Origin of the sequence: Deinococcus piscis, assembly GCF_014653275.1 — a bacterium.
GTDB lineage: Bacteria > Deinococcota > Deinococci > Deinococcales > Deinococcaceae > Deinococcus > Deinococcus piscis.
This window is the reverse complement of record NZ_BNAL01000021.1, coordinates 24,649-43,654: the sequence shown is the minus strand read 5'-3', so window position 1 is coordinate 43,654 and position 19,006 is coordinate 24,649. Positions and strand designations below refer to the sequence as shown.

Annotated in this window: 14 protein-coding genes; 2 read left to right on the top strand and 12 right to left on the bottom strand. The window is 62.7% G+C overall.

The window, feature by feature from the left end:
- Positions 1–113 precede the first annotated feature (113 nt).
- The 3 genes from ung to IE158_RS08895 all read right to left on the bottom strand — a co-directional run bounded on the left by ung (position 114) and on the right by IE158_RS08895 (position 5,619).
- Complete coding sequence (ung, locus tag IE158_RS08905; protein WP_229839024.1) at positions 114–2,414, bottom strand: uracil-DNA glycosylase; 2,301 nt, start codon at positions 2,412–2,414, stop codon at positions 114–116.
- Between the two features lie 67 nt (positions 2,415–2,481).
- Positions 2,482–4,386, bottom strand: coding sequence for a polysaccharide biosynthesis protein (locus tag IE158_RS08900; RefSeq protein ID WP_229839023.1), 1,905 nt, complete (start codon positions 4,384–4,386; stop codon positions 2,482–2,484).
- Positions 4,387–4,398: 12 nt separating this feature from the next.
- Positions 4,399–5,619, bottom strand: a complete 1,221-nt coding sequence (locus IE158_RS08895) for a DegT/DnrJ/EryC1/StrS family aminotransferase (protein ID WP_229839022.1) — start codon at positions 5,617–5,619, stop codon at positions 4,399–4,401.
- Positions 5,620–5,821: 202 nt separating this feature from the next.
- On the opposite strand from IE158_RS08895, the gene IE158_RS08890 reads away from it, so the two are divergent.
- Entirely contained in the window at positions 5,822–7,465 is a 1,644-nt protein-coding gene (locus IE158_RS08890; RefSeq protein ID WP_229839021.1) for an O-antigen ligase family protein, read from the top strand.
- Positions 7,462–8,352 (top strand): hypothetical protein, encoded by an 891-nt coding sequence (locus tag IE158_RS08885; protein WP_189643308.1) that lies wholly within the window; start codon positions 7,462–7,464, stop codon positions 8,350–8,352. The genes IE158_RS08890 and IE158_RS08885 overlap by 4 nt, the downstream gene beginning before the upstream one ends.
- Positions 8,353–8,415: 63 nt before the next feature.
- Here the strand turns inward: IE158_RS08885 and IE158_RS08880 are convergent, their stop codons facing one another.
- From IE158_RS08880 to IE158_RS08840, 9 genes are all read right to left on the bottom strand, one after another.
- Positions 8,416–9,120 (bottom strand): HAD family hydrolase, encoded by a 705-nt coding sequence (locus tag IE158_RS08880; protein ID WP_189643307.1) that lies wholly within the window; start codon positions 9,118–9,120, stop codon positions 8,416–8,418.
- A 10-nt stretch (positions 9,121–9,130) separates the two neighbouring features.
- Complete coding sequence (locus IE158_RS08875; RefSeq protein ID WP_189643306.1) at positions 9,131–10,111, bottom strand: ATP-grasp domain-containing protein; 981 nt, start codon at positions 10,109–10,111, stop codon at positions 9,131–9,133.
- On the bottom strand, positions 10,108–11,928 hold the full coding sequence (locus tag IE158_RS13735) for a sugar transferase (protein ID WP_308430683.1): 1,821 nt from the start codon (positions 11,926–11,928) through the stop codon (positions 10,108–10,110). The genes IE158_RS08875 and IE158_RS13735 overlap by 4 nt, the downstream gene beginning before the upstream one ends.
- 3 nt (positions 11,929–11,931) lie before the next feature.
- On the bottom strand, positions 11,932–13,086 hold the full coding sequence (wecB, locus tag IE158_RS08865) for a non-hydrolyzing UDP-N-acetylglucosamine 2-epimerase (protein ID WP_189643305.1): 1,155 nt from the start codon (positions 13,084–13,086) through the stop codon (positions 11,932–11,934).
- Entirely contained in the window at positions 13,083–14,183 is a 1,101-nt protein-coding gene (locus tag IE158_RS08860) for a polysaccharide biosynthesis C-terminal domain-containing protein (protein ID WP_189643304.1), read from the bottom strand. The genes wecB and IE158_RS08860 overlap by 4 nt, the downstream gene beginning before the upstream one ends.
- The gene (locus IE158_RS08855) at positions 14,180–15,223 is read right to left on the bottom strand and encodes a polysaccharide biosynthesis protein (protein WP_189643303.1); all 1,044 of its coding nucleotides are present in this window, start codon (positions 15,221–15,223) and stop codon (positions 14,180–14,182) included. Before IE158_RS08855 ends, IE158_RS08860 begins: the two co-directional genes overlap by 4 nt.
- Positions 15,224–15,287: 64 nt before the next feature.
- Positions 15,288–16,652 (bottom strand): hypothetical protein, encoded by a 1,365-nt coding sequence (locus IE158_RS08850; protein ID WP_189643302.1) that lies wholly within the window; start codon positions 16,650–16,652, stop codon positions 15,288–15,290.
- A complete protein-coding gene (locus tag IE158_RS08845) occupies positions 16,649–17,815 on the bottom strand; it encodes a glycosyltransferase family 4 protein (RefSeq protein ID WP_189643301.1) in 1,167 nt (388 codons plus the stop codon). Before IE158_RS08845 ends, IE158_RS08850 begins: the two co-directional genes overlap by 4 nt.
- Positions 17,812–18,969 carry an oligosaccharide flippase family protein gene (locus IE158_RS08840; protein ID WP_229839020.1) on the bottom strand — a complete coding sequence of 386 codons (1,158 nt, stop codon included), beginning with the start codon at positions 18,967–18,969 and terminating at the stop codon, positions 17,812–17,814. The genes IE158_RS08845 and IE158_RS08840 overlap by 4 nt, the downstream gene beginning before the upstream one ends.
- Positions 18,970–19,006: the final 37 nt, after the last annotated feature.

The following is a 19,006-nucleotide window of genomic DNA, read 5'->3' as shown; positions in this document are numbered from 1 at the left end:
TCGACTTTACGCCCGCCACTGTCTCGAAAACTCTACAAATGCCCTCAGACGGCCCCTGAGTCGCCGCTGAGTCATCAGTGGGTCGCCACCAGGCAGTTGCCCTACTGCACGTCCTATTGCGGCAGTGACCAGTCCACCGGTGCCTCGCCCGCTTCCTCCAAGGCCTGGTTCACCGCACTGAAAGGCCGGGTGCCTGCGAAATGCCGCACGCTCAGCGGGCTAGGGTGCCCACTTTCGATCACGGTGTGCTGCGGGGCCGTCACAAGTTTTTTCTTTTTGCGGGCGTACGCTCCCCACAGCACGAAGACCACTCGCTCCTCTTTGTCGTTCAGGGCGCGGATCACGGCGTCAGTGAAGTCCTCCCAGCCCTGGCCCGCGTGGCTGTTGGGCTCGGCCTCACGCACGGTCAGCACAGCGTTGAGCAGCAGCACCCCACGCTCGGCCCAGGCTTCCAGGTTGCCATGGCGGGGCGCAGTCACACCCACATCTTCATGCAGCTCCTGGTAGATGTTGCGTAAGGACGGCGGCACCCGCACACCCCGGCGCACGCTAAAGGCCAGCCCGTGCGCCTGCCCCGCCCCGTGATAAGGGTCCTGTCCCAGAATCAGCACTTTGGCGTCACGGTAAGGGGTGAGCCGCAGGGCCGTGAACACGTCCTCAGGCGGCGGGTACACGGCAGCCGTCTGCCGCTCGTGCGCCACGAATTCCAGCAGGCGGTGAAAGGAGGGCCGGCTGACGGCGTCCGCCAGCACCGCGCCCCAATCCTGAGGCAGTTCTACGGCAGGCTGGGCAGCAGGCGGGTCGAACAGGTTGGGTTGGTCAGACATGGGGTGCCTCCTTGGGGGCCGGGAGCGGCGTGAATGTTCGGCTGGCGGACGCTCAGGCCGGGGCGGGAGGCCGCGCTTCTCCCGCTCAGCACGAATCACGGCCTTTTTGCGGCTGCCGTGCAGGGCGTAGATTCTGCGTGCCTCGGCGGCGAACAGCGGGGTGGCCCGCACGGCCTGCAAGCGGCGGTGGGCTTCACGGGCCGGGGCATGCTCGTCCACCACAGGATAGGGATAATCGCGCCCCAACCGCAGGCCCAGGCCGCACGCCGTCAGCGGGGGCAGTTCCCAGGGCCGCCAGATATGCGGGGCGGGCACACCCTCAAGCTCCGGCACCCAGCGGCGGATAAATTCGCCGTCAGGGTCCTGGTCGCGGGCCTGGCGGGTAGGCGAATAGATGCGGCTGCGGTTGATGCCTACTGTGCCGCTCTGCATCTGCATCTGTGACCAGTGAATACCCGGCTCGTTGTCCAGCCACTGCCGCGCCAGAAACAGCCCAGGACTGCGCCAGTGCAGCCACAGGTGCTGCGCGGCAAAGCTGACCAGCATGGCCCGCATCCGGAAGTTCAGCCAGCCGGTAGCCCGCAGCATCCGCATACAGGCGTCAATGAGTGGGTAGCCGGTCTGGCCTGCACACCAGCGCTGAAAATGCTCTTCATTCCAGTGCGGTTCACGCAGGCCGTCATACGCCCGGTTGAGGTTCTCAAACTCCATACGCGGCTCGGATTCCAGGCGCTGGGTGAAGTGGTCGCGCCAGTGCAGTCGGCTCTCGAAGGACCGCAGCGAGCGCTCCCAGCGGGCGTCCTTTTCGGCCACAGCACGCGCCAACCCCTGGCGGGTCGCCAGCAGCACGGTCCGTGCCGAGACGGTCCCGAACGCCAGCGGCGCACTCAGCCGGGAGCAGGCGTCCTCGGCGGTCAGCGGGCTGCTCATCGCCCACATGTAGTCACGTCCCCGGCGCTGAAGGAACGATTCCAGCACGTCGTGGGCCGCCGTTTCGCCGCCCTGTGGAATGACTTTGCGGCTGGGCTTCACTCCCAGCGCAGCGTGATCCATCACGCCCACGCTGCCCAGCGCACTCTGCACACCCCGCAGCGTGGGCACCGGCAGGGGCGGAGCCCCCATGCGCTCTTCCCAGGCGTCGGCCCAGCCGTCACGGTTCACCATCCGCCGGATCACGCCCTGCTGCGGCGGCTCGTAAAAGGGAATGCCCTTTGAGCGCGCCCAGGCATGGACCCGCAAGTCACGGGCAAAGCTCACACCATTCCCGGTTTCCTGATGCGCCCACAGGCTCCCGATAGGCACCTCGCGGCTGAGTGCGTCCAGCACGGCAACTGCTTCGCCACGCCGAATCACCAGCGGCGCTCCCAGCTCGGCCAGGCGGGCCGACAGGTCACGCAGGCACTCGTGCAAATAGGTCAGATGGTGCCCGCTGAACTCCTCATGTTCCAGCTGCTCGGGCTCGTAAATGTACAGCGGCAGCACCGGCCCCCGCTCTGCCGCCCGGCTGAGGGCAGCATGGTCGGACACCCGCAGGTCTTTTTTGAACCAGACAACGGCCAGCGGCTGCATCCGGTCAGTCTGAGGCAAGGCCGCAGCGCCGGGGTGAAGCGGGCGTTGCGGCAACTTTCAGAAGGCGGCGGCCTCCGCCTGCGCCCTAGCCCAGCGAACCGAACTTGTTTTCGGGGATAATGCGGGCCAGTTCGCTGCGAATCTGACCGAAGTCGCCGGAGCGGGCTGCCGCTTCCAGGCCCGCGATGTCACGGTCTAGCGTTTCAGGGTCCACCTGCTCCAACCGGGCACTGAAAATCTCAGCGTGGGTGGTGGCGTCGGTGCCCTCAGAGGAAGTCAGCAGCTCCTCGTACAGCTTTTCGCCGGGCCGCACGCCGCTGTACACCACTTCAATGTCCTGCGCGCCACTCAGGCGAATCACGTCGCGGGCCAGGTCCGAGATGTTGACCGGGTTGCCCATGTTCAGCACGTAGACTTTGCCGTTTTCGGCGAGGCCCCCAGCTTGCAGCACCAGCCGCGCCGCTTCGGGAATCGTCATAAAGTAGCGGGTCATCTCTGGGTGGGTCACCGTGACCGGGCCGCCCTGCCGAATCTGGTGCATGAAGGTGGGCACCACGCTGCCCCGGCTGCCCAGCACATTGCCAAAGCGCACCGACACGAACGCCTGCCCCGGCTTGGCCCGCGCCGCTCCCGCCGAGACAGTCTTTTCGGCCATGCGCTTGCTGGCTCCCATCACACTGGTGGGGTTCACGGCCTTGTCGGTGGAGACATTGACCAGCCGCTCCACGCCGTATTTCAGGCCCATCTCTACCACATTGCGGGTGCCGATCACGTTGTTCAGAATCGCTTCGGAAGGGGCGGCTTCCATCAGCGGAACGTGCTTGTGGGCCGCCGCGTGAAACACCACCTGCGGACGGGTTTCACGGAAGACCTGTTCTACCCGGTCACGGTCCCGCACGTCACCGATGAGTGCAACCTGCGGCAGCTCTGGAGCCAAGCGGCGTAGCTCCTGCTGCACGGCAAAAATGCTGCCTTCCCCCCGGCCCATCAGGACAATCCGGCCAGGACCGAACTGCAGAATCTGGCGCACAATTTCCGAGCCGATGCTGCCGCCAGCGCCCGTGACCAGCACGGTGCGGTCCCGCAGGTAGCCAGCAATCTCGGCGGTATTCAGCTGGACCGGGGGCCGCCGCAACAAGTCTTCGAGATTCACGTCCCGAATCTGGCCCAGAGACACGTTGCCCGACAGAATTTCAAAGACACCCGGAATGATACGGTAGCTGACGCCAGTATCTTTGGCGAGGTCCACCACCCGGCGCACGAAGGTGCCCGCCGCCGAGGGCACCGCAATCAGAATTTCTTCTACCCCTTCGCGCCGGACCACTTCTGGCAGGCTGGACACGCCGCCAAAGACTGGCAGGCCCACCAGCGAGGTGCCGCGCTTGTCAGGGTCATCATCCACAAAGCCCACCGGGTGCAGCTGCGCTTCGGGGTGCCGCAGCATCTCGCGGGCAATCAGGCTGCCGGCGTCGCCCGCGCCCACAATCAGCACCCGCCGCTGGTCCGTGCGGCTCCCACGGGGCACCCGCTCATGCAGCACGCGGGCCAGCAGGCGCACCCCACTGAGCAGCAGCAGCCCTAGCCCGCCGGTCAGCAGCGGCACACTGCGCGGCAGGTCCAAAAAGCCGTACAGCAAGAAGGCCGCGGCCAACCCCAGCACGGTCGCCAGCACGACCGCCCGCAGCAGCAGCAGCAGGTCCGGCACCCCGATACGCCGCCAGGTCTGACGGTACAGCCCGTAATAACTGCTCAGCGCCCCCATAATCAGCGCACTAAGCAGGAAATAAGCCAGCACGCCTTCACTCAGCGCCGTGCTGCTCAGTCCTCCGGTCAGCGCACTCGGCTTGCGGTACAGATAAGCCAGCACGGCGGCCAGCGTCCACAGGCCCAGGTCAATGGCGAACTTCTGCAACTGGTGTGAGCGAACCGTCTCGTGCGGGGTCTGATCTGGCAGCGAAGATGGGGGAAGCATTTCAGAAGGCTGCGACATCACACGGCTCCCTTAGCGGGTCGCCTCTTCCAGCACCGCGCAGATGATGTCGGCCATTGCCTCCATATCGGCCCCGCTCAGCGTGGGATGCACCAGAAACATCAGCGCGGTCTCGCCCAGTTCGCGGGCCACCGGCAAGCGCTCCTGCGGACCGTAGCCAGCGTGCGTGAAGGCCCGCTCCAGGTAAATCTCGGAGCAAGAACCGCTGAACGCGGGCACGCCGCGTGCCACGATCTCATTCATGATGCGGTCACGGTCCCAGCCTTCCCGCAGCGCTTCTGGCTGCACGAACGCGTAGTACTTGTAGTACGAGTGGTAGATCTCTTCTGGGGGCAGGGTCAGGCGAATGCTGGCGTACTCGCCCAGGCGGCGGTTCAGAACAGACGCATTCTCGCGGCGCTGCTTGATCCACTCGGGCAGCTTGCGCAGCTGCAACCGGCCAATCACCGCCTGCATTTCCAACATGCGCCAGTTGGTGCCGAACGACTCGTGCAACCAGCGGAAGCCAGGCGGGTGGTCGCGGTGATAGACCGCGTCGTAGCTTTTGCCGTGGTCTTTAAACGCCCAGGCTTTTTTCCAGACGTCCTCACCGGCCAGCTCATCATGGAAGGCCAGCAGGCCACCCTCACCGCCAGTGGTCATGATCTTGTCCTGGCAAAAGGAAAACGCTCCCGCGTGCCCGATGCTGCCCACGGGACGGCCCTTGTAGAAAGCGCCGTGTGCCTGGGCACAGTCCTCAATCACGATCAGGTCGTGTTCGCGGGCCAGTTCCATAATTGGGTCCATGTCGCAGGGCCAGCCGGCCAGGTGGACCGCGATGATGGCGCGGGTGCGCTCATTGATCAGCGGGCGGATGGTGTCGGCGGTGATGTTCTGGGTCACTGGGTCCACGTCGGCAATCACCGGCACACAGCCGCGCATCACGGCTGCACTGGCCGAAGCGATGAACGTGCGCGTGGTGGTAATGACCTCTCCCTCGCTGATGCCAAACGCTTCTAGGGCCAGTTCCAGCGCCAGGGTACCGTTGTGCAGAGCAATCGTGTGCCTAACGCCCAGATATTCGGCGTACTCGCGCTCGAATTCGCGGGCCTCGGTCCCGGTCCAGTAGTTGACCCGCCCCGAAACCAGAACGTCCATCACCGCCTGGCGTTCATCCTCAGGAAAGACGGGCCAGCCGGGCCAGGTCTGTGCCCCCCCCTGCCGAGACACCTCGCTTGCGCTCACCTTATTCATCACGGGTCTCAGCATACTGTGTTTTTCCTGACGGGCTTCTGCTTTTTTCTGACTGTTTTCCGAAATGCACTGTGCTTCCCAAAAATGCACTGTGCTTCCCGGAAATACGCTGTGCCGAGAGCAGTGCGGCTGGCTGACCGGCTGAAAAATCCACTCTCTGCAGCAGAGCGCGTGGCACCAGCGCCCCGCTATAGTGCGGCTCGTGACTGCCGCACCCTCCGCACAGACGTCATCCGGCTCCCCAGTACTGGCGGCCTGGCTCGCGTTGCTGCCCCCCGTGCTGGGGCTGGGGCTGCTGGGGCTGGCCGGGTGGCCTGGCCTGCGCCGGCTTCCAGCAGCAGCGCTGTGGGTGCTGGGCTTTTATGCCCTCAGCCAAATGGTACCGGCCCTGCTCGCCCCTGACCCCGGCCTGGCCCTGGCCGGTGCCACTGTCAGAACTGGACTGATGGGCGGCCTGATTGGCCTGGGGGCTTGGCTGGGAAGTGGGCGTGGGCTGGCCCCACTGGGGCTGGGGCTGCTGGCGGTCTATGCCACGGCCCTGTACGGCGCAGTCAGTCATCCACAGGACATTTACATCACACGTCTGACCCACCCGTACATGACATCAACCACACTGGGGCTGGCCGGCACCCTGGGAGTGTGGCTGGCGCTGTTCAGCTCCCACGAACCAGGCACGGACCCCGCAGGAGAGCAGCCTTCTGCACCCGCATTCCCCTGGCTGGCGTGGCTGTCCGCCCCAGCGTGGCGTCTGTTGTTGGGCCTGAGCGGTGCCCTGATCATTCTGGCTTCAGGGAGCCGGGGGGCGCTGCTGGCGGCCATCATCGGCGCAGCGGCAGGAAGTGTGCAGCAGCGCAGCCGCCTGGGGGCCGCTGCCATTGCCCTGCTCGGCGCTCTGGGCGCGGCTGGCGTGTGGCTGGGTGAGCGGCTCGGGATCAGTGCCCTGGCCCGGTTCAGCGACACCTCTTCCAGTGGACGCGACCTGGTCTGGGGCACTACAGCCGAAGTCATCCAGACTTATCCCCTGGGCGGCGTGGGCAGCTACGGCCTGGGGCGCTTTCTTCAGTTGCCGCAGCCCTGCCAGCTTTGGCCCGATGCCAGCGGCGTCGCTCCCCCCTGCCCAGATTGGATGAGCGACCTGACCGCCCGGATAGGCAGCCCCTGGCTCATCGCCCACAACGGCTTTTTGCAGCAGCTGGCCGAAACCGGGCCGCTGGGCACGGCAGGCCTGATGACCCTGCTGGGACTGGTCATCTATGCCGCCTGGCACAGCCGTGAGGCCCTGCTGATAGCGGTGGTCGCTGGCCTGCTGGTCGCCACCGTCAACGACAATCTGCTGCTGGTGCCCAGTCCTTTTTTTGCAGAGGTCTTCTGGCTGGCGGCTGGGGCGGCCCTTTACCGTCTGGGGCGTGAACCTGCCGCTTTTGCCTCCCCTGCACCACTTCGGGTGGGCCTGCTAGGGGCAGGAGCCGCAGCCCTGCTGGCCTTCCCCGTCTGGGCAACTCCTCAGATGACCCAGGCCGCCGCACCTCCAGAGGCCCCCCGGCTGATGTTTCTGGACGCTCCAGCGACAATCGCTCCAGACAGCTCCAGCAAGACCTACGCAGTAACGGCCCAGTTTCAGGGGCCGGACGGCAGCTACCGGGCGGTCCTGAGCAGCTGCCAGGACACCTGCGTGCCAGTCAGCAGCGCAGTGGTCCGCATCAAAGCTGGACAATCGGACTTTGTTGACCTGCCTGCGCGGCTTCGCCCGGATGCCCGCCAAACCCTGAGCCTGCGGCTGTATGCCGCTGCGGGCAGATCGAATGCGCCTTTGCTGGGAGAGCACCGCTGGGAGGTGAGTCAGTGAACTCTGGTCCACTCCACCCAGAAGGGGTCCAGCCTGCTTCAGCTGCCCGCCTGTCAAAGCCGGGGCAGTTGCTCTGGACTGCCTTGCTGCCCCTGCTGGTTTGTGGTGGGCTGAGTGCTCTGGTGCTGCGGCCCCAGACGGGACAAGTGCCCGAACTGTACACCGCGCCCAGCCTGGAGGGCTGCGCTCAGGCGGGTCAGCCGATTGCCTTTGAGCCCGGCTATCCCGACGATGGAGCCACCGCCACCCTGCGCGAAGACGGTTTCCACCTGCTGGGGCGCTCGTGGTTGCGGGCACAGGCCTGTGGGCCAGGCACCCTCACGGTGACCGGCGACGGCGACCAGGCGGGCGACGAGCCGCCCAGGCTCGAGATCAGCCTGGGCGGCAAGCAGCTGGCCAGTGAAGCTTTCGCGCAGCCGCGCACGGTAGAGGTTGCTGTCCCAGAAGCTGGAGAACTGACTTTGGCCTATCTGAACGACTACTACCAGTCGGAGTACCGGCTTGTGGGCATGGAAAATATCAACCTTCAAGGACCGTCCTGTGCGCCACCAATCACCGTAGCCCCCGAACAAGCAGGACAGTGGGACGCCGAGCTTGGCAGTGCCCACGTGGTCTACGAAGCGCCGCTGGTGTTCAATCTTTGTGGCGACGGCACCCTGGAAATGAAGCTCTGGGGGATGGACGCTGACGGTCAGTTCCCGCAGGTACGGTTTGAACAAGGCGGACAAGTCCTGTATGAGGGGCAGCCGTCTGGCGAGCGGCAACTGATCCGCCTACCCGTCAAGGCGGGCAAGCTCGCTGCACAGCTGCTCAATCCTTATATCAAGCAGACTGAAGACCGCAACCTGTACCTCCGCCGCGTCGAATTCACACCCAAGGCTCCATAAGGGAGCAGCAGTGAGACACAGCGGATGACAGAGCGTGACCCAGCCGGGCGGTTAGAGCCACGCTCAGCCTGCGCTGCGCAACCAGGTCTCCAACTGCGAAATAAGCTCAGCCACACTGCGGGCTTCTGCCTGAGGCCGCGCTTCTTCAGAAGCTGGCTCCAGAAGTTCCCGAACTTGCCCAGGCAGCCGCAGGCGAACAGTGTGCCAACCCAGCGCGCGCGGGGCGATAAAGTCTTTCAGGACATTGTCGCCTATGTAAATCAGCTGCGGTCCCTGGAGGCCACTGACCTGCTGCATCAGTTCATAGGCCCGCCGGTGGGGTTTCCAGAATTCCCGGCCAAGTTGATCGGTCAAGATCAGATGGTCGAAGAGTGATTCCAGCTCTAAGACATTGACCTTATTTTGCTGTCCAATCAGGGCACCGTCACTGATCAGGCCCAGAAACACCCCCGCATCCCGCCACTTTTGCAGCTGCTCACGCCACACTTGGTCCAATTCCAGGGTGGGCATGTGCGAACGGTAGACCTCCACCAATTGCTGCACAGTCAGGCCCTCAGTGGCCTGAGGAAACTCTTCGAGCAAATGATCAAAGGCGCGGCCATCCCCGAACTGCTGAACGTAGCTGTGCAGCTTCTGGGCGTAGAGGGCCGCCTGCTCCGGTTCAGGAGACAAGTGGCTCCCTACGGCCCCAAAGCCACTTGTCACATACTGCTGTTCCAAATAAAGAGTGTCATCCAGATCAAAGATCAGGCCTTTTTTCCAACTCATCCGTCTGCACTCACCATTTGGGTTCCCGGGTAAAAATTTCGGTGTTGGCCCGCGTCATGTACAGTCCGACCTCATACTGGCCCAGGCGGGGCAAGATTCGCTCTCCAGCCAACTCCTGCAACAGCCATTCCGGGTATGCGCCTCCGGCAGCATGACCCAGCGGATAGCCTCCGCCGAAGCGGGGGTTGATTTCCAGCAGGATGTATTCCGAACCCGTATCAAAGGCCTGGAGCGTGATGGCTCCGCGTCCGCCCAGCTTCGCAGCCGCCACCAAGACCGTATTCAAGAACGCGGTCAGGCGCTCCTCGCCAGGCAAGGTGACTCCCTGAATGGATTCTCCACCCAGCGTCCTGATACGCGCTCTGGGCACGAAGTGAACCGGCGTGCCGTCCTGCCCAATAAACGCGTCAATGGTGATTTCTTTGCCGACAATTTCTTCTTGCACAATGGCATTGGGCACCTGCTGAAGCATGTCCAGAAGGTTGCTGCGCTGCACACTATAGGTATGCATGCTGGCACTGCCGTCCCGGGGTTTCAAAAACAGTTTATCGGGGAGGTCCTGCGCCGTAGACAGCGGTCCAGACACCTGCTCCGGCAGCCATGACCTCGGCACCCTGATGCCCTGCTCAGCAAATTCCTGAGCTGTTAGCCACTTGTCCCCCGTAATCTGGACAAATTGAGCACTGGAAATATGCACCCGGCAGCCCAGAGCGCGGAACTGTTCTTGCGCCTCAGCCAACACCGGCAATTCGGTATCAATGGTAGGCACCAGCAAGTTCACGGCGTGACGCTCCACCAGCTTCAGCAGCTCGGGAATATATTCAGGAGCGGTGACTCGGGGCACCCGGACCGCCTGATCAGCGAGATACAGAGCGGGAGCCAGCGGGTCCATGTCGGCGGCAATGACCCGCCCGCCCAGCGGCTGGACCGCCGTACGGAAGAGGTTGACCAAAGAAGTGCGCCGACCCGCACTACTGACCAGGACATTCATATGTTCCCCTTAAATTCCGGCATCGTCGCGTGATCTCCCGCACTGATGCCGTCACGCGCCAGCACTTTTTGCAGGGTCATCAGCAGGATGCGCAGGTCAAGGCGCAGTCCAGCATGGTCGACATACCAACTGTCGTACTTGAATTTCTGCTCCCAGGAGATGGCATTGCGGCCATTCACCTGCGCCCAACCCGTGATTCCGGGCCGCACCGCGTGCCTGCGGGCCTGCTCTTCAGAGTACAGCGGAATGTACTCGCTCAGCAGCGGGCGGGGACCGACCAGGCTCATATCGCCGCGCAGCACATTGAACAGTTCTGGGAGCTCATCCAGAGAGGTGGAGCGCAGAAAGCGGCCAAAAGGTGTCAGGCGGACGCTGTCTGGCAACAGTTTGCCGTCCGGACCGCGCTCGTCTGTCATGCTGCGGAACTTGTACATGGTAAAGGTGTCACCGTACTGGCCTGGACGCTGCTGGCTGAACAGCACGGGGCTTCCCAGTTTGGTGCGGACCAGGGCGGCCAGCGCCAGCATGGGCACCCCCAGCGCAGCCAGACCCAGGGCGGAGGCAGCGACATCCAGCACCCGTTTCAGCGGCAGGTACGGCGTGCTGCCCGCAGCAGCCTGCTCTAGCACCCGCGCAAAGTGGGCCGCACCCACCCGCAGCGAGAGGTGTTCTTCGTAGTACCGTGCCCCACTCACCCCCATCTCTGCACGCTGCTGGGCCGACAAGCCCATCAGCTCGCGCACCGCGGCGGCCAGCGCCTGACTGTCCTGCGGAGTGAAGGTCACCCCAGCGCCAGCGTCCTTGACCATCTGCGCGGCGTCTCCACGCACGCCCATCAGCAGGGGCTTGCCGGCCCGCAGATTGGCCTGCGTCTTGCCGGGAATGGTGATGGCAAACAGCGGATCATCCTTCAGATGCACCAGCAGAGCGTCAGCCAGAGCGAGAATCTCCCCTATCTCGCTCGGTGGGCGGCGCGGCAGAAATTCAACATTGGGCAAGTTCAGCTCGCGGGCACGCGCCTGCAACCGGTCCTGCTCCACACCGCCGCCGATCATCACGAAGCGGGTGTTTTCATCACGCAATTCCTGGGCGGCGTCCAGCACCGTATCCAGCGCCTGCGCCTTGCCCATATTGCCCGCAAAGACCACGTTGAACTTGTCCGCGAAGCCAAGCTCACGGGCACGCTCTGGCGTGGGCGGGGTCAGGTCCGTCTTGTCCTCGTTGGTCCAGTTGGGAATCACACTGATTTTGTGCTCAGGCACGCCGCGTTCGGCCAGCCGCTGCCGGAATCCGGGCGAGAGCACCGCAATGTGGGCCGCTTGCCGGTACACCATGTCCATCGCCCTACTCACCCCGCGCAGCACGGCAGCATTTTCCATCATGCCGGTTGCAGCCAGGGTATCGGGCCACAAATCCTGGATGTCATAGACGAAAGGCACGCCCTTGAGCGCCCGCAGCACCACAGCAGGCAGCGCCACCGTCGCAGGTGGATGATACACATACGCCACGTCCGGGCGGCGCATCAGCAGTGCGCCCAGCGTGGCCGACGCGGCGTACGACAGGTAGTTGGCAGCCCGCTTGACCCCGGAACCGTCATGGCTGGGATACAGCGGGACACGCAGCACCGGCACACCACTGACCACCTCGCGCTGCCAGGGACGCACGCGGTAACCGGGATAGACCTTGCCGCCCGGATAGTTGGGAAAGCCCGTCAGCACCTCCACTTCGTGCCCCAGCCGCTGCAATTCACGGGCGAACAGCACGCCTTTGAAGGTCGGCTCCGGGTCAAACCACTGCGAGATGATCAGGATGCGCACGGCTCAGTTCACATCCTTGCGCCACACCACCCGGTTCACGTAGTCGGTGTAGCTGTGCAAAATCCGCACGACCTTGTCTGAAACGTTGGGCATCGAGTAGTCGGCCACCCGCCGCAGCAAGCGCTCTTCACCGCGGGGCTGATCTTCCAGGATGCTCAGGGCCTGCATGATGCGTTCAGGGCTGAGGCCCACCATCATCACGCTGGCTTCTTCCATGCCTTCGGGACGCTCGTGGGCCTCGCGGATGTTCAGGGCGGGGAAGTTCAGAATGCTCGACTCTTCGGTGATGGTCCCCGAATCCGACAGCACCGTCCGGGCGTGCATTTGCAAGTGGTTGTAGTCGTGGAATCCCAGCGGCTTCATCAGTTCCACCAGCGGGTGAAACTTGGCTCCAGTCGCGTCAAAGCGCTTCTGGGTGCGGGGGTGGGTCGAGACGATCACGCGCTGGCCGTAGCGCTCAGCAATGCTGTTGAGCGACTCGACCAAGCCCGCCAGGTTGCGGTCGGAATCAATATTTTCCTCGCGGTGAGCGCTCACCAGGAAGTACTCGCCCGCCGTGAGTTCCAGGCGCTCCAGCACGTCCGACGCCTCAATCTGGGGCATGTAGTGACCCAACACTTCGAACATCGGGCTGCCGGTCTTGATGATGCGGTCCGGCGGCAGGCCTTCGCGCAGCAGATACTCGCGGGCAATATCGCTGTAGGTCAGGTTGATGTCGGCGGTATGGTCCACGATGCGGCGGTTGGTCTCCTCCGGCACGCGCTGGTCAAAGCAGCGGTTGCCCGCTTCCATGTGGAAAATCGGAATCTTGCGGCGCTTGGCTGGAATGGCCGACAGGCAGGAGTTGGTGTCGCCCAGAATCAGCACAGCGTCGGGCTGCTCTTCGGCCAGCACCGCGTCCACCTTGATCAGAATGTTGCCGATGGTTTCGGCAGCCGTGCCCACAGCGGCGTCCAGGAAGTGGTCAGGCTTCTTGACTCCCAGATCACGGAAAAAGATTTCGTTCAGCTCGTAATCGTAGTTCTGGCCGGTATGCACCAACACGTGCTCGGTGTACTGATCAAGCCGCGCCAGCACCCGCGACAGACGGATGATTTCCGGGCGGGTGCCCACCACACTCATGACCTTCAGTTTTTTCGGAGTCTTTGCTTCGCTCATTGGGGTTCCACCATTTCCATAACCTGATCGGGGTTTGCGGGATCGAACAGTTCATTGGTCCAGAACATCGTCAGCAGGGTCTCTGTGCCCACATTGGTGATGTTGTGGGTGTGAAGGGTCGGAATATCCACGTAAGAAGGCTGCTCGCCCGACACGCGGAACACCTGCACCTCATCACCAAAGATGTGCCGCAGGCGAATCTCAGCTTCTCCGCCCGACACCAAGAAGCGCTCTACTTTGCGCGTATGAAAGTGATTGCCACGGGTGATGCCCGGATGAGTAGTGGACATAAACGTCTGCCCACCGCTTGGGCTCTTGATCGCTTCAAAGAGGCTGCCGCGTGGGTCGGTATGCAGCTTCAGCGGGACCGGATAGTGCGCCGGGTACAGGTAGGAGCGGTACATATTGAACAGATCGCGCCGGAAAGGAGCGCTGATGTCGGGAATGATGTGCTCGGCGTAGGTGCGGCGCATCTCTCTCAGGGTGTCCAGCAACTCCTGCACGGTCAGCCGGGTGCCTTCGACCCGCACGGTGCCGGTCTGGCCGTCCTGAACCATCTGCCACATTCGCCGCGACACTTCCTGAGCGTGAATCTGCTCAATAGGCGCGTCACTGTCCACAGCTGGCTCCTCACCAGCCGCCAGCTGATGGCAGAACGTAGCCACCACCGAGTTGTAAAAGGGCTTGCCGCCCTCTCCAAACACACCGGGCAGGATGACGTTGGTAAAGCGGCCCCCGCTGCGCTGGGCCCAGGCCTCCAGCAGGTCCGCCGCCTGGCGCTTGGACTGACCATAAGGGGTGTCCCGCTCCACATGGGTTGAGGAAGAAAACAGCACATGCGGCTGACCGCCCACCTCTTCCAGAGCGGCAATCAGTTGCTCGGTCAGGGCCACGTTGGTCTGCGCCACCTCCTGCTCATCGCCCCGGTTCATACCGGCCAGATGAACAACCACATCGCAGCCACGCAGCGCACTACTCAGGTCACTGGCGAACTCCGCACGCCCGATAGGCTGCACTTCCACATCTTCAAAAGCCCGCAGGTAAGCGCGCAGGTGCGTGCCCAGCATCCCCTGTGCGCCCGTGACGGCAACCTTCACCGCGCTCTCCAGGCGGCCAGTTCCTGCTGCACCGCAGGCAGCGTCAGCAGCAGCTGCTCGACCTGCTGCACGTTCAGCCGTTCGGTGTTGTGAGAGTGGTAGTCCTCCAGAGCGATCTCCTCGCGGTTGCCTTCACTGAAGTACTTGGCGTAATTGAGGTCACGCACATCCATGCGGACTCGCAGGTACTCGCCCATGTCTTCGCTCTGGGCAATCTCGCCGGAGGTCGCCAGGACCTCAAACAGCTTCTCGGCGTGCCGGGTGCCAATCACGTCAATTGGCACATCGGCCTCGAATAGGTTGACCAGCGCCTGCGCCAGGTCGGCCACGGTGCTGGCCGGGGCCTTCCTCACGAAAATGTCTCCCTGCTGGGCGTGCTCAAAGGCAAACAGCACCAGATCAATCGCGCTGCGCAGCGACAGCAAGAAGCGGGTCATGTTGGGGTCGGTCACGGTCAGCGGCTTGCCCGCCTTGATCTGCTCAATAAACAGCGGAATCACCGAGCCACGCGAGTACATCACGTTGCCGTAGCGCACGCTGGAAATGGTGGTGGCCCCTTCCACATCCACCAGGCGGCGGGCTGCGGCTGTGGCGACTTTCTCCATCAGGCCTTTGCTCATGCCCATGGCATTGACCGGCTGCACGGCCTTGTCGGTGCTCAGGCACACCAGCGAGCCGACACCATGATCAATGGCCGACTCGATGACGTTGTGCGAGCCCACGACATTGGTCAGCACGGCCTGCATGGGGAAAAATTCGCAGCTGGGCACCTGCTTGAGCGCCGCCGCGTGAAAGGCCAGGTCCACACCCGCCATCGCCTGATCCACCGAAGCGCGGTCACGAATATCCCCGATATAGAACTTGACTTTGGGGTTTTTCATGCGAACCCGCATGTGCTCCTGCTTCAGCTCGTCGCGGCTAAAGATACGGATTTCCCGGACATCAGTGTCTTTGATCAGTTGCAGCAACTCATTCCCGAACGACCCGGTTCCCCCGGTGATCAGGACTGTTTTGCCAGCTATGTTCTGTAGGTTGGTCATGAGTGAATCCCTCCGATTTCACCATATCTCACTATGCTCATTCTTGTTTTATTGTTTCACACGCCTAGGCGCGGCGCACCCGCAGTTTGTAGGTCCGTGTGAGCAGCCAGGCACAGGTGATGAGAAGAAAAGCCGCCAGCGAATCAAGCGCGATTCCGACCTGGTTGTTGGCCGACAGGAACAGCGACATCGTGGTCATGAAGCTGAACACCGCCGTGGCCAGCAAAGACCCGCGCAACACGGCGTCTTTCCACGACAGGGCCGTGACCCAGCCCACCAGGAACATCACGAACGGCACCAGCCAGAAGCTGATATCACTGGCCCAAGACGTGTAGGCGGTAGACCAGCGGGTTCCGTTGTCCCAGCCACGGCGGTCAATCTTGTTGAGGTAGCTGCGGTCCAGGTAGTCCTCACCCATCACCACATCCGAAAGCGGCTTGAGCGCCGGAGCATTCCCAAAGGGGAAGGTGGTGTTGAAGTCTTCTTGCAGGGCCAGACTCATGCCGTAGTAGCCGTGCGACATGTACGAAGAGGTCATGCCGTACATGTAGCCCAGCGGCGTATCGGTGCCGCGCGCACAGACGCCCGCTTCCACCAGACACACCGCCGTGTTGCCGCCCATGCGGGTTAGCTTGCGCTGCGAGAACAGGCTCAGGAAGCCGACCAGCGTAACCACCGCAACCCCGATAAACAGCAGGCTGCGGGCCAACTGCATCAGGCTGACGCGGCCCGTCAGCGAGCGGTAGTAATTGACGGCCATGGCCGTGAGAAAAATCACTGCGATGTCGAAAATCTCTTTGTCGGTGCCCCGAAAGACCGAAAACAGCACCCAGAACAGGTAGACAGCCAGCAAAGCGCCCTTTTCTGCCGTCTTCAGCCGCTTGAAGTTCATGGTGGCGTAGATCAGCGCCAGGGTAATCAGGGGCTGCGCAGCGATCTTGAGCAGGCCAAAAGGTGCATTGAGGAGGCGGCTAGATGTCTCGCCAAAGTGCAGGGTGTCGTAGTAGTTTTTCTGCTGGTCGCCGAAGATGCGGGCGGTATTCCAGAAAAATTCGCCCGTATACACATAGATAGAAGTTGCAAAAATCAGTGCGCCCAGAGGCAGCAAAATACGCAGGTGACGGACGACCCACTGGCTAACTTCCTGAGCCGAACGCCCCGCCTTACGCTGCACACCGAAGACGTATCCAGCGGTATAGAACACCAGAAATGTCCCCAGCAAGCCCGACATCAGCCCGGTGTTGTGGACCGGCCAATTGAAGGGACCATACAAAAACAGCAGATAGGTACAGAGATTGAACAACACGAACACCAGATAGGGCAAAAAGAGCTTGCCCAGATTGCTCTGCACGTCTGCCTGCCCCCGGCCTGTGGCCTGCGTTGCCGAGCCGGGTAGGGGAGCAAAGGAGGTTCGGCGCAGCTGGGTCACGGCTGGGCCTTGGCAGGCTGCGCCGCCCAGTCTTCAAGTTGCTTGGCAATGCGGTCCGCCGTCATATGGGCATAGTAGTACTCATGCCCCCGGCGGCCCCACTCGGCACGCTCAGGGCTGCCGATCATCTCGCTGATGACCGCCGCAATCTGCTGCGGGTCTTCGCTGTGCAGCTTGCGGCCCGCCCGCGCTGTGTCCTGCACGAAACTGCCAAAGTCCGAGCTGGCTTCGGTGATGGCCAGCACTGGCAGGGCCACCCGGAAATAGTCAATGACCTTGGAGGGAAACGAATCGGTCTTGGCGCCCGGGTCAGTAATGATCAGTCCCAGCCAGGCCCCCGCGATATCGCGCTGATACTGTTCGCGGCTCACCTGGCCCATCAGCCGGACATTGCTCAGGCTGCGTTCACGAATCAGGGCTTTTAGTGCGGGCTGCAAAGGGCCACGCCCATAAATCCTTAGCTCGATGTCATCCGGTAGGAACTCGGCGGCCTTCACCAGCGCTTCAATGTTGCGGCCCGCTGACAGTTGCCCGCCAAATACGCAGTATTTCTGAGGGTCCAGCTCACGCAGCGGCAACTGCTCACCGCCGCCCCAGATCGGGAGCAGGCGCAGCTTGGCATCATCCTTCCAGCCAAACACACGTTTAAACGATTCGCGGTTGCCTGGCGACATCAGGGCCACCACATCCAGCTGCCGCAACAGGTGCAGCTCAGCCGCGTGCAAGCCCTGTTCCACCGGCCCACGCGGTATCAGGCCCATCTCGACTTGATGGTACGGAAAAAAGTCCCAGTACACGCCCACCTTGAACCGTGCCTTGAGGCGGTGCAGGGCCAGCAGCGGATAAGCCACAAACAGCGGGGAATAATAGATGGCCAGATCGTACTGCTTGTCCAGGGCCTGCTTGAACGAGAGATATTTCAGGGGAGCCAAAGCCCACTTGCGGGCCATTGCTACCATTCCCTTACCTCTAGGCATGGTGCGGTCTACATAGAGCGTTTGCCGCTCACGGTACTTGACTTTGGGTTCGGCTTCCGCTTCCCAGTCCAGATACAGCACCGTAACGTGATGCCCCCGCGCGCTCAGCGCGTCGGCCAGCTCGTTGGTGAGATAGGGCGAAGACCCGGTTTCGTCGTACTTGGCGACCACCATGGCGATATTCATTGCGTCCTCCCTTTGAAATAGAGACCGGCGGCCACGGCCAGCCCCAGCGCAGCGCTCAGCAGCAGCGCCCAGTACAGGCCCTGCAATGAAGCTCCCAGAGAAGTCTGGGTGACCAGCACCAGCAGCAGCGCGGCCTGCGCCAACTCTACGGCGATATATGACTTGAACCGCCGCTGCACAATAAAGGTGTACATCATGACCACTGTCAGCACCTTGAGGCTGTCCACCCCGACCTGCCACAAGACGAACTCACGCCCCCACAGATACTCAGAAGTGAACAGCAGCCGCACAGCCAGGTCATAAAAGAGATAAAACAGCGCGCCCACAGCGGCCATTGCCCCCAGATTGAGCAGGGCCGCTTGGCGCATGAGCGGCCATTCGTCGCTGGCTGTATGCAGGCGCTGCATAAAAAAATGAGTGAAGTAGATGGCGAACATCTGCATGTACACGTCCGACAGCCGGGTCAGTACCTGCCACATGGCCACAGTGTCCCAGCCAGCACTGGCGGCCAGCTGACTGCGGCTCAGCACCAACGCCGTAGGCAAGAACAAGATGGCCGAGAACATGGCGGCAGAGTCGCCCAACTTGCGGCGCACCGATGACCAGGACAGGCCCGGCCACGCGAGCGGCAAGGGGCGGGCCACGAACATGACCGCCGCCGGGGTCAGCAAGAACAGCAGGTAGCCCAGGCTGAGGCCCACCAGGTCGCGGCCAAAGGCCACACACACAGCGAACGCGGCCACACCGGCCAGCACACCATATGCCTGAAGGGCTGCGCTGCGCCGCTGCTGCCCACTGCCACTGAGATAAGACAGCGCAGAGATGTAAAAGGAAAAGCCAGGGATGCTCAGGGCCAGCAAAATCACCGGCAGTGTCAGCCGTTCGGTGCCCAGCCAGGCACCGCCGAACAGAGGGTACAGCCCCAAAAAGACCGCTGCCGCCACGCCGGAAAACAGCAACATGGTCCAGAAGTAGTCCTGCCCGGTGGCCTGCTTGGCACTGTCCTCCGCCGCCGAGACGTCGCGGACAATGGCATTGTTGAGGCCTGCTGAGGACAGCATGTTGATGATGGCCGAGACAGCGACAAACTGCCCAAAGATACCGAACTCCTCCGGGGTAAGCACTGTCGCCGCCACCTTATTGATCAGCAGCACACCTGCGATCTTGAAGAAATTGGCGGAGATCAGAGCG

Coding starts and splice junctions, on each gene's coding strand:
- IE158_RS08900 (WP_229839023.1), bottom strand. CDS start 4,386: ATGTCGCAGCCTTCTGAAATGCTTCCCCCATCTTCGCTGCCAGATCAG.
- IE158_RS08895 (WP_229839022.1), bottom strand. CDS start 5,619: ATGAATAAGGTGAGCGCAAGCGAGGTGTCTCGGCAGGGGGGGGCACAG.
- IE158_RS08880 (WP_189643307.1), bottom strand. CDS start 9,120: ATGAGTTGGAAAAAAGGCCTGATCTTTGATCTGGATGACACTCTTTAT.
- IE158_RS08875 (WP_189643306.1), bottom strand. CDS start 10,111: ATGAATGTCCTGGTCAGTAGTGCGGGTCGGCGCACTTCTTTGGTCAAC.
- wecB (WP_189643305.1), bottom strand. CDS start 13,086: ATGAGCGAAGCAAAGACTCCGAAAAAACTGAAGGTCATGAGTGTGGTG.
- IE158_RS08855 (WP_189643303.1), bottom strand. CDS start 15,223: ATGACCAACCTACAGAACATAGCTGGCAAAACAGTCCTGATCACCGGG.
- IE158_RS08845 (WP_189643301.1), bottom strand. CDS start 17,815: ATGAATATCGCCATGGTGGTCGCCAAGTACGACGAAACCGGGTCTTCG.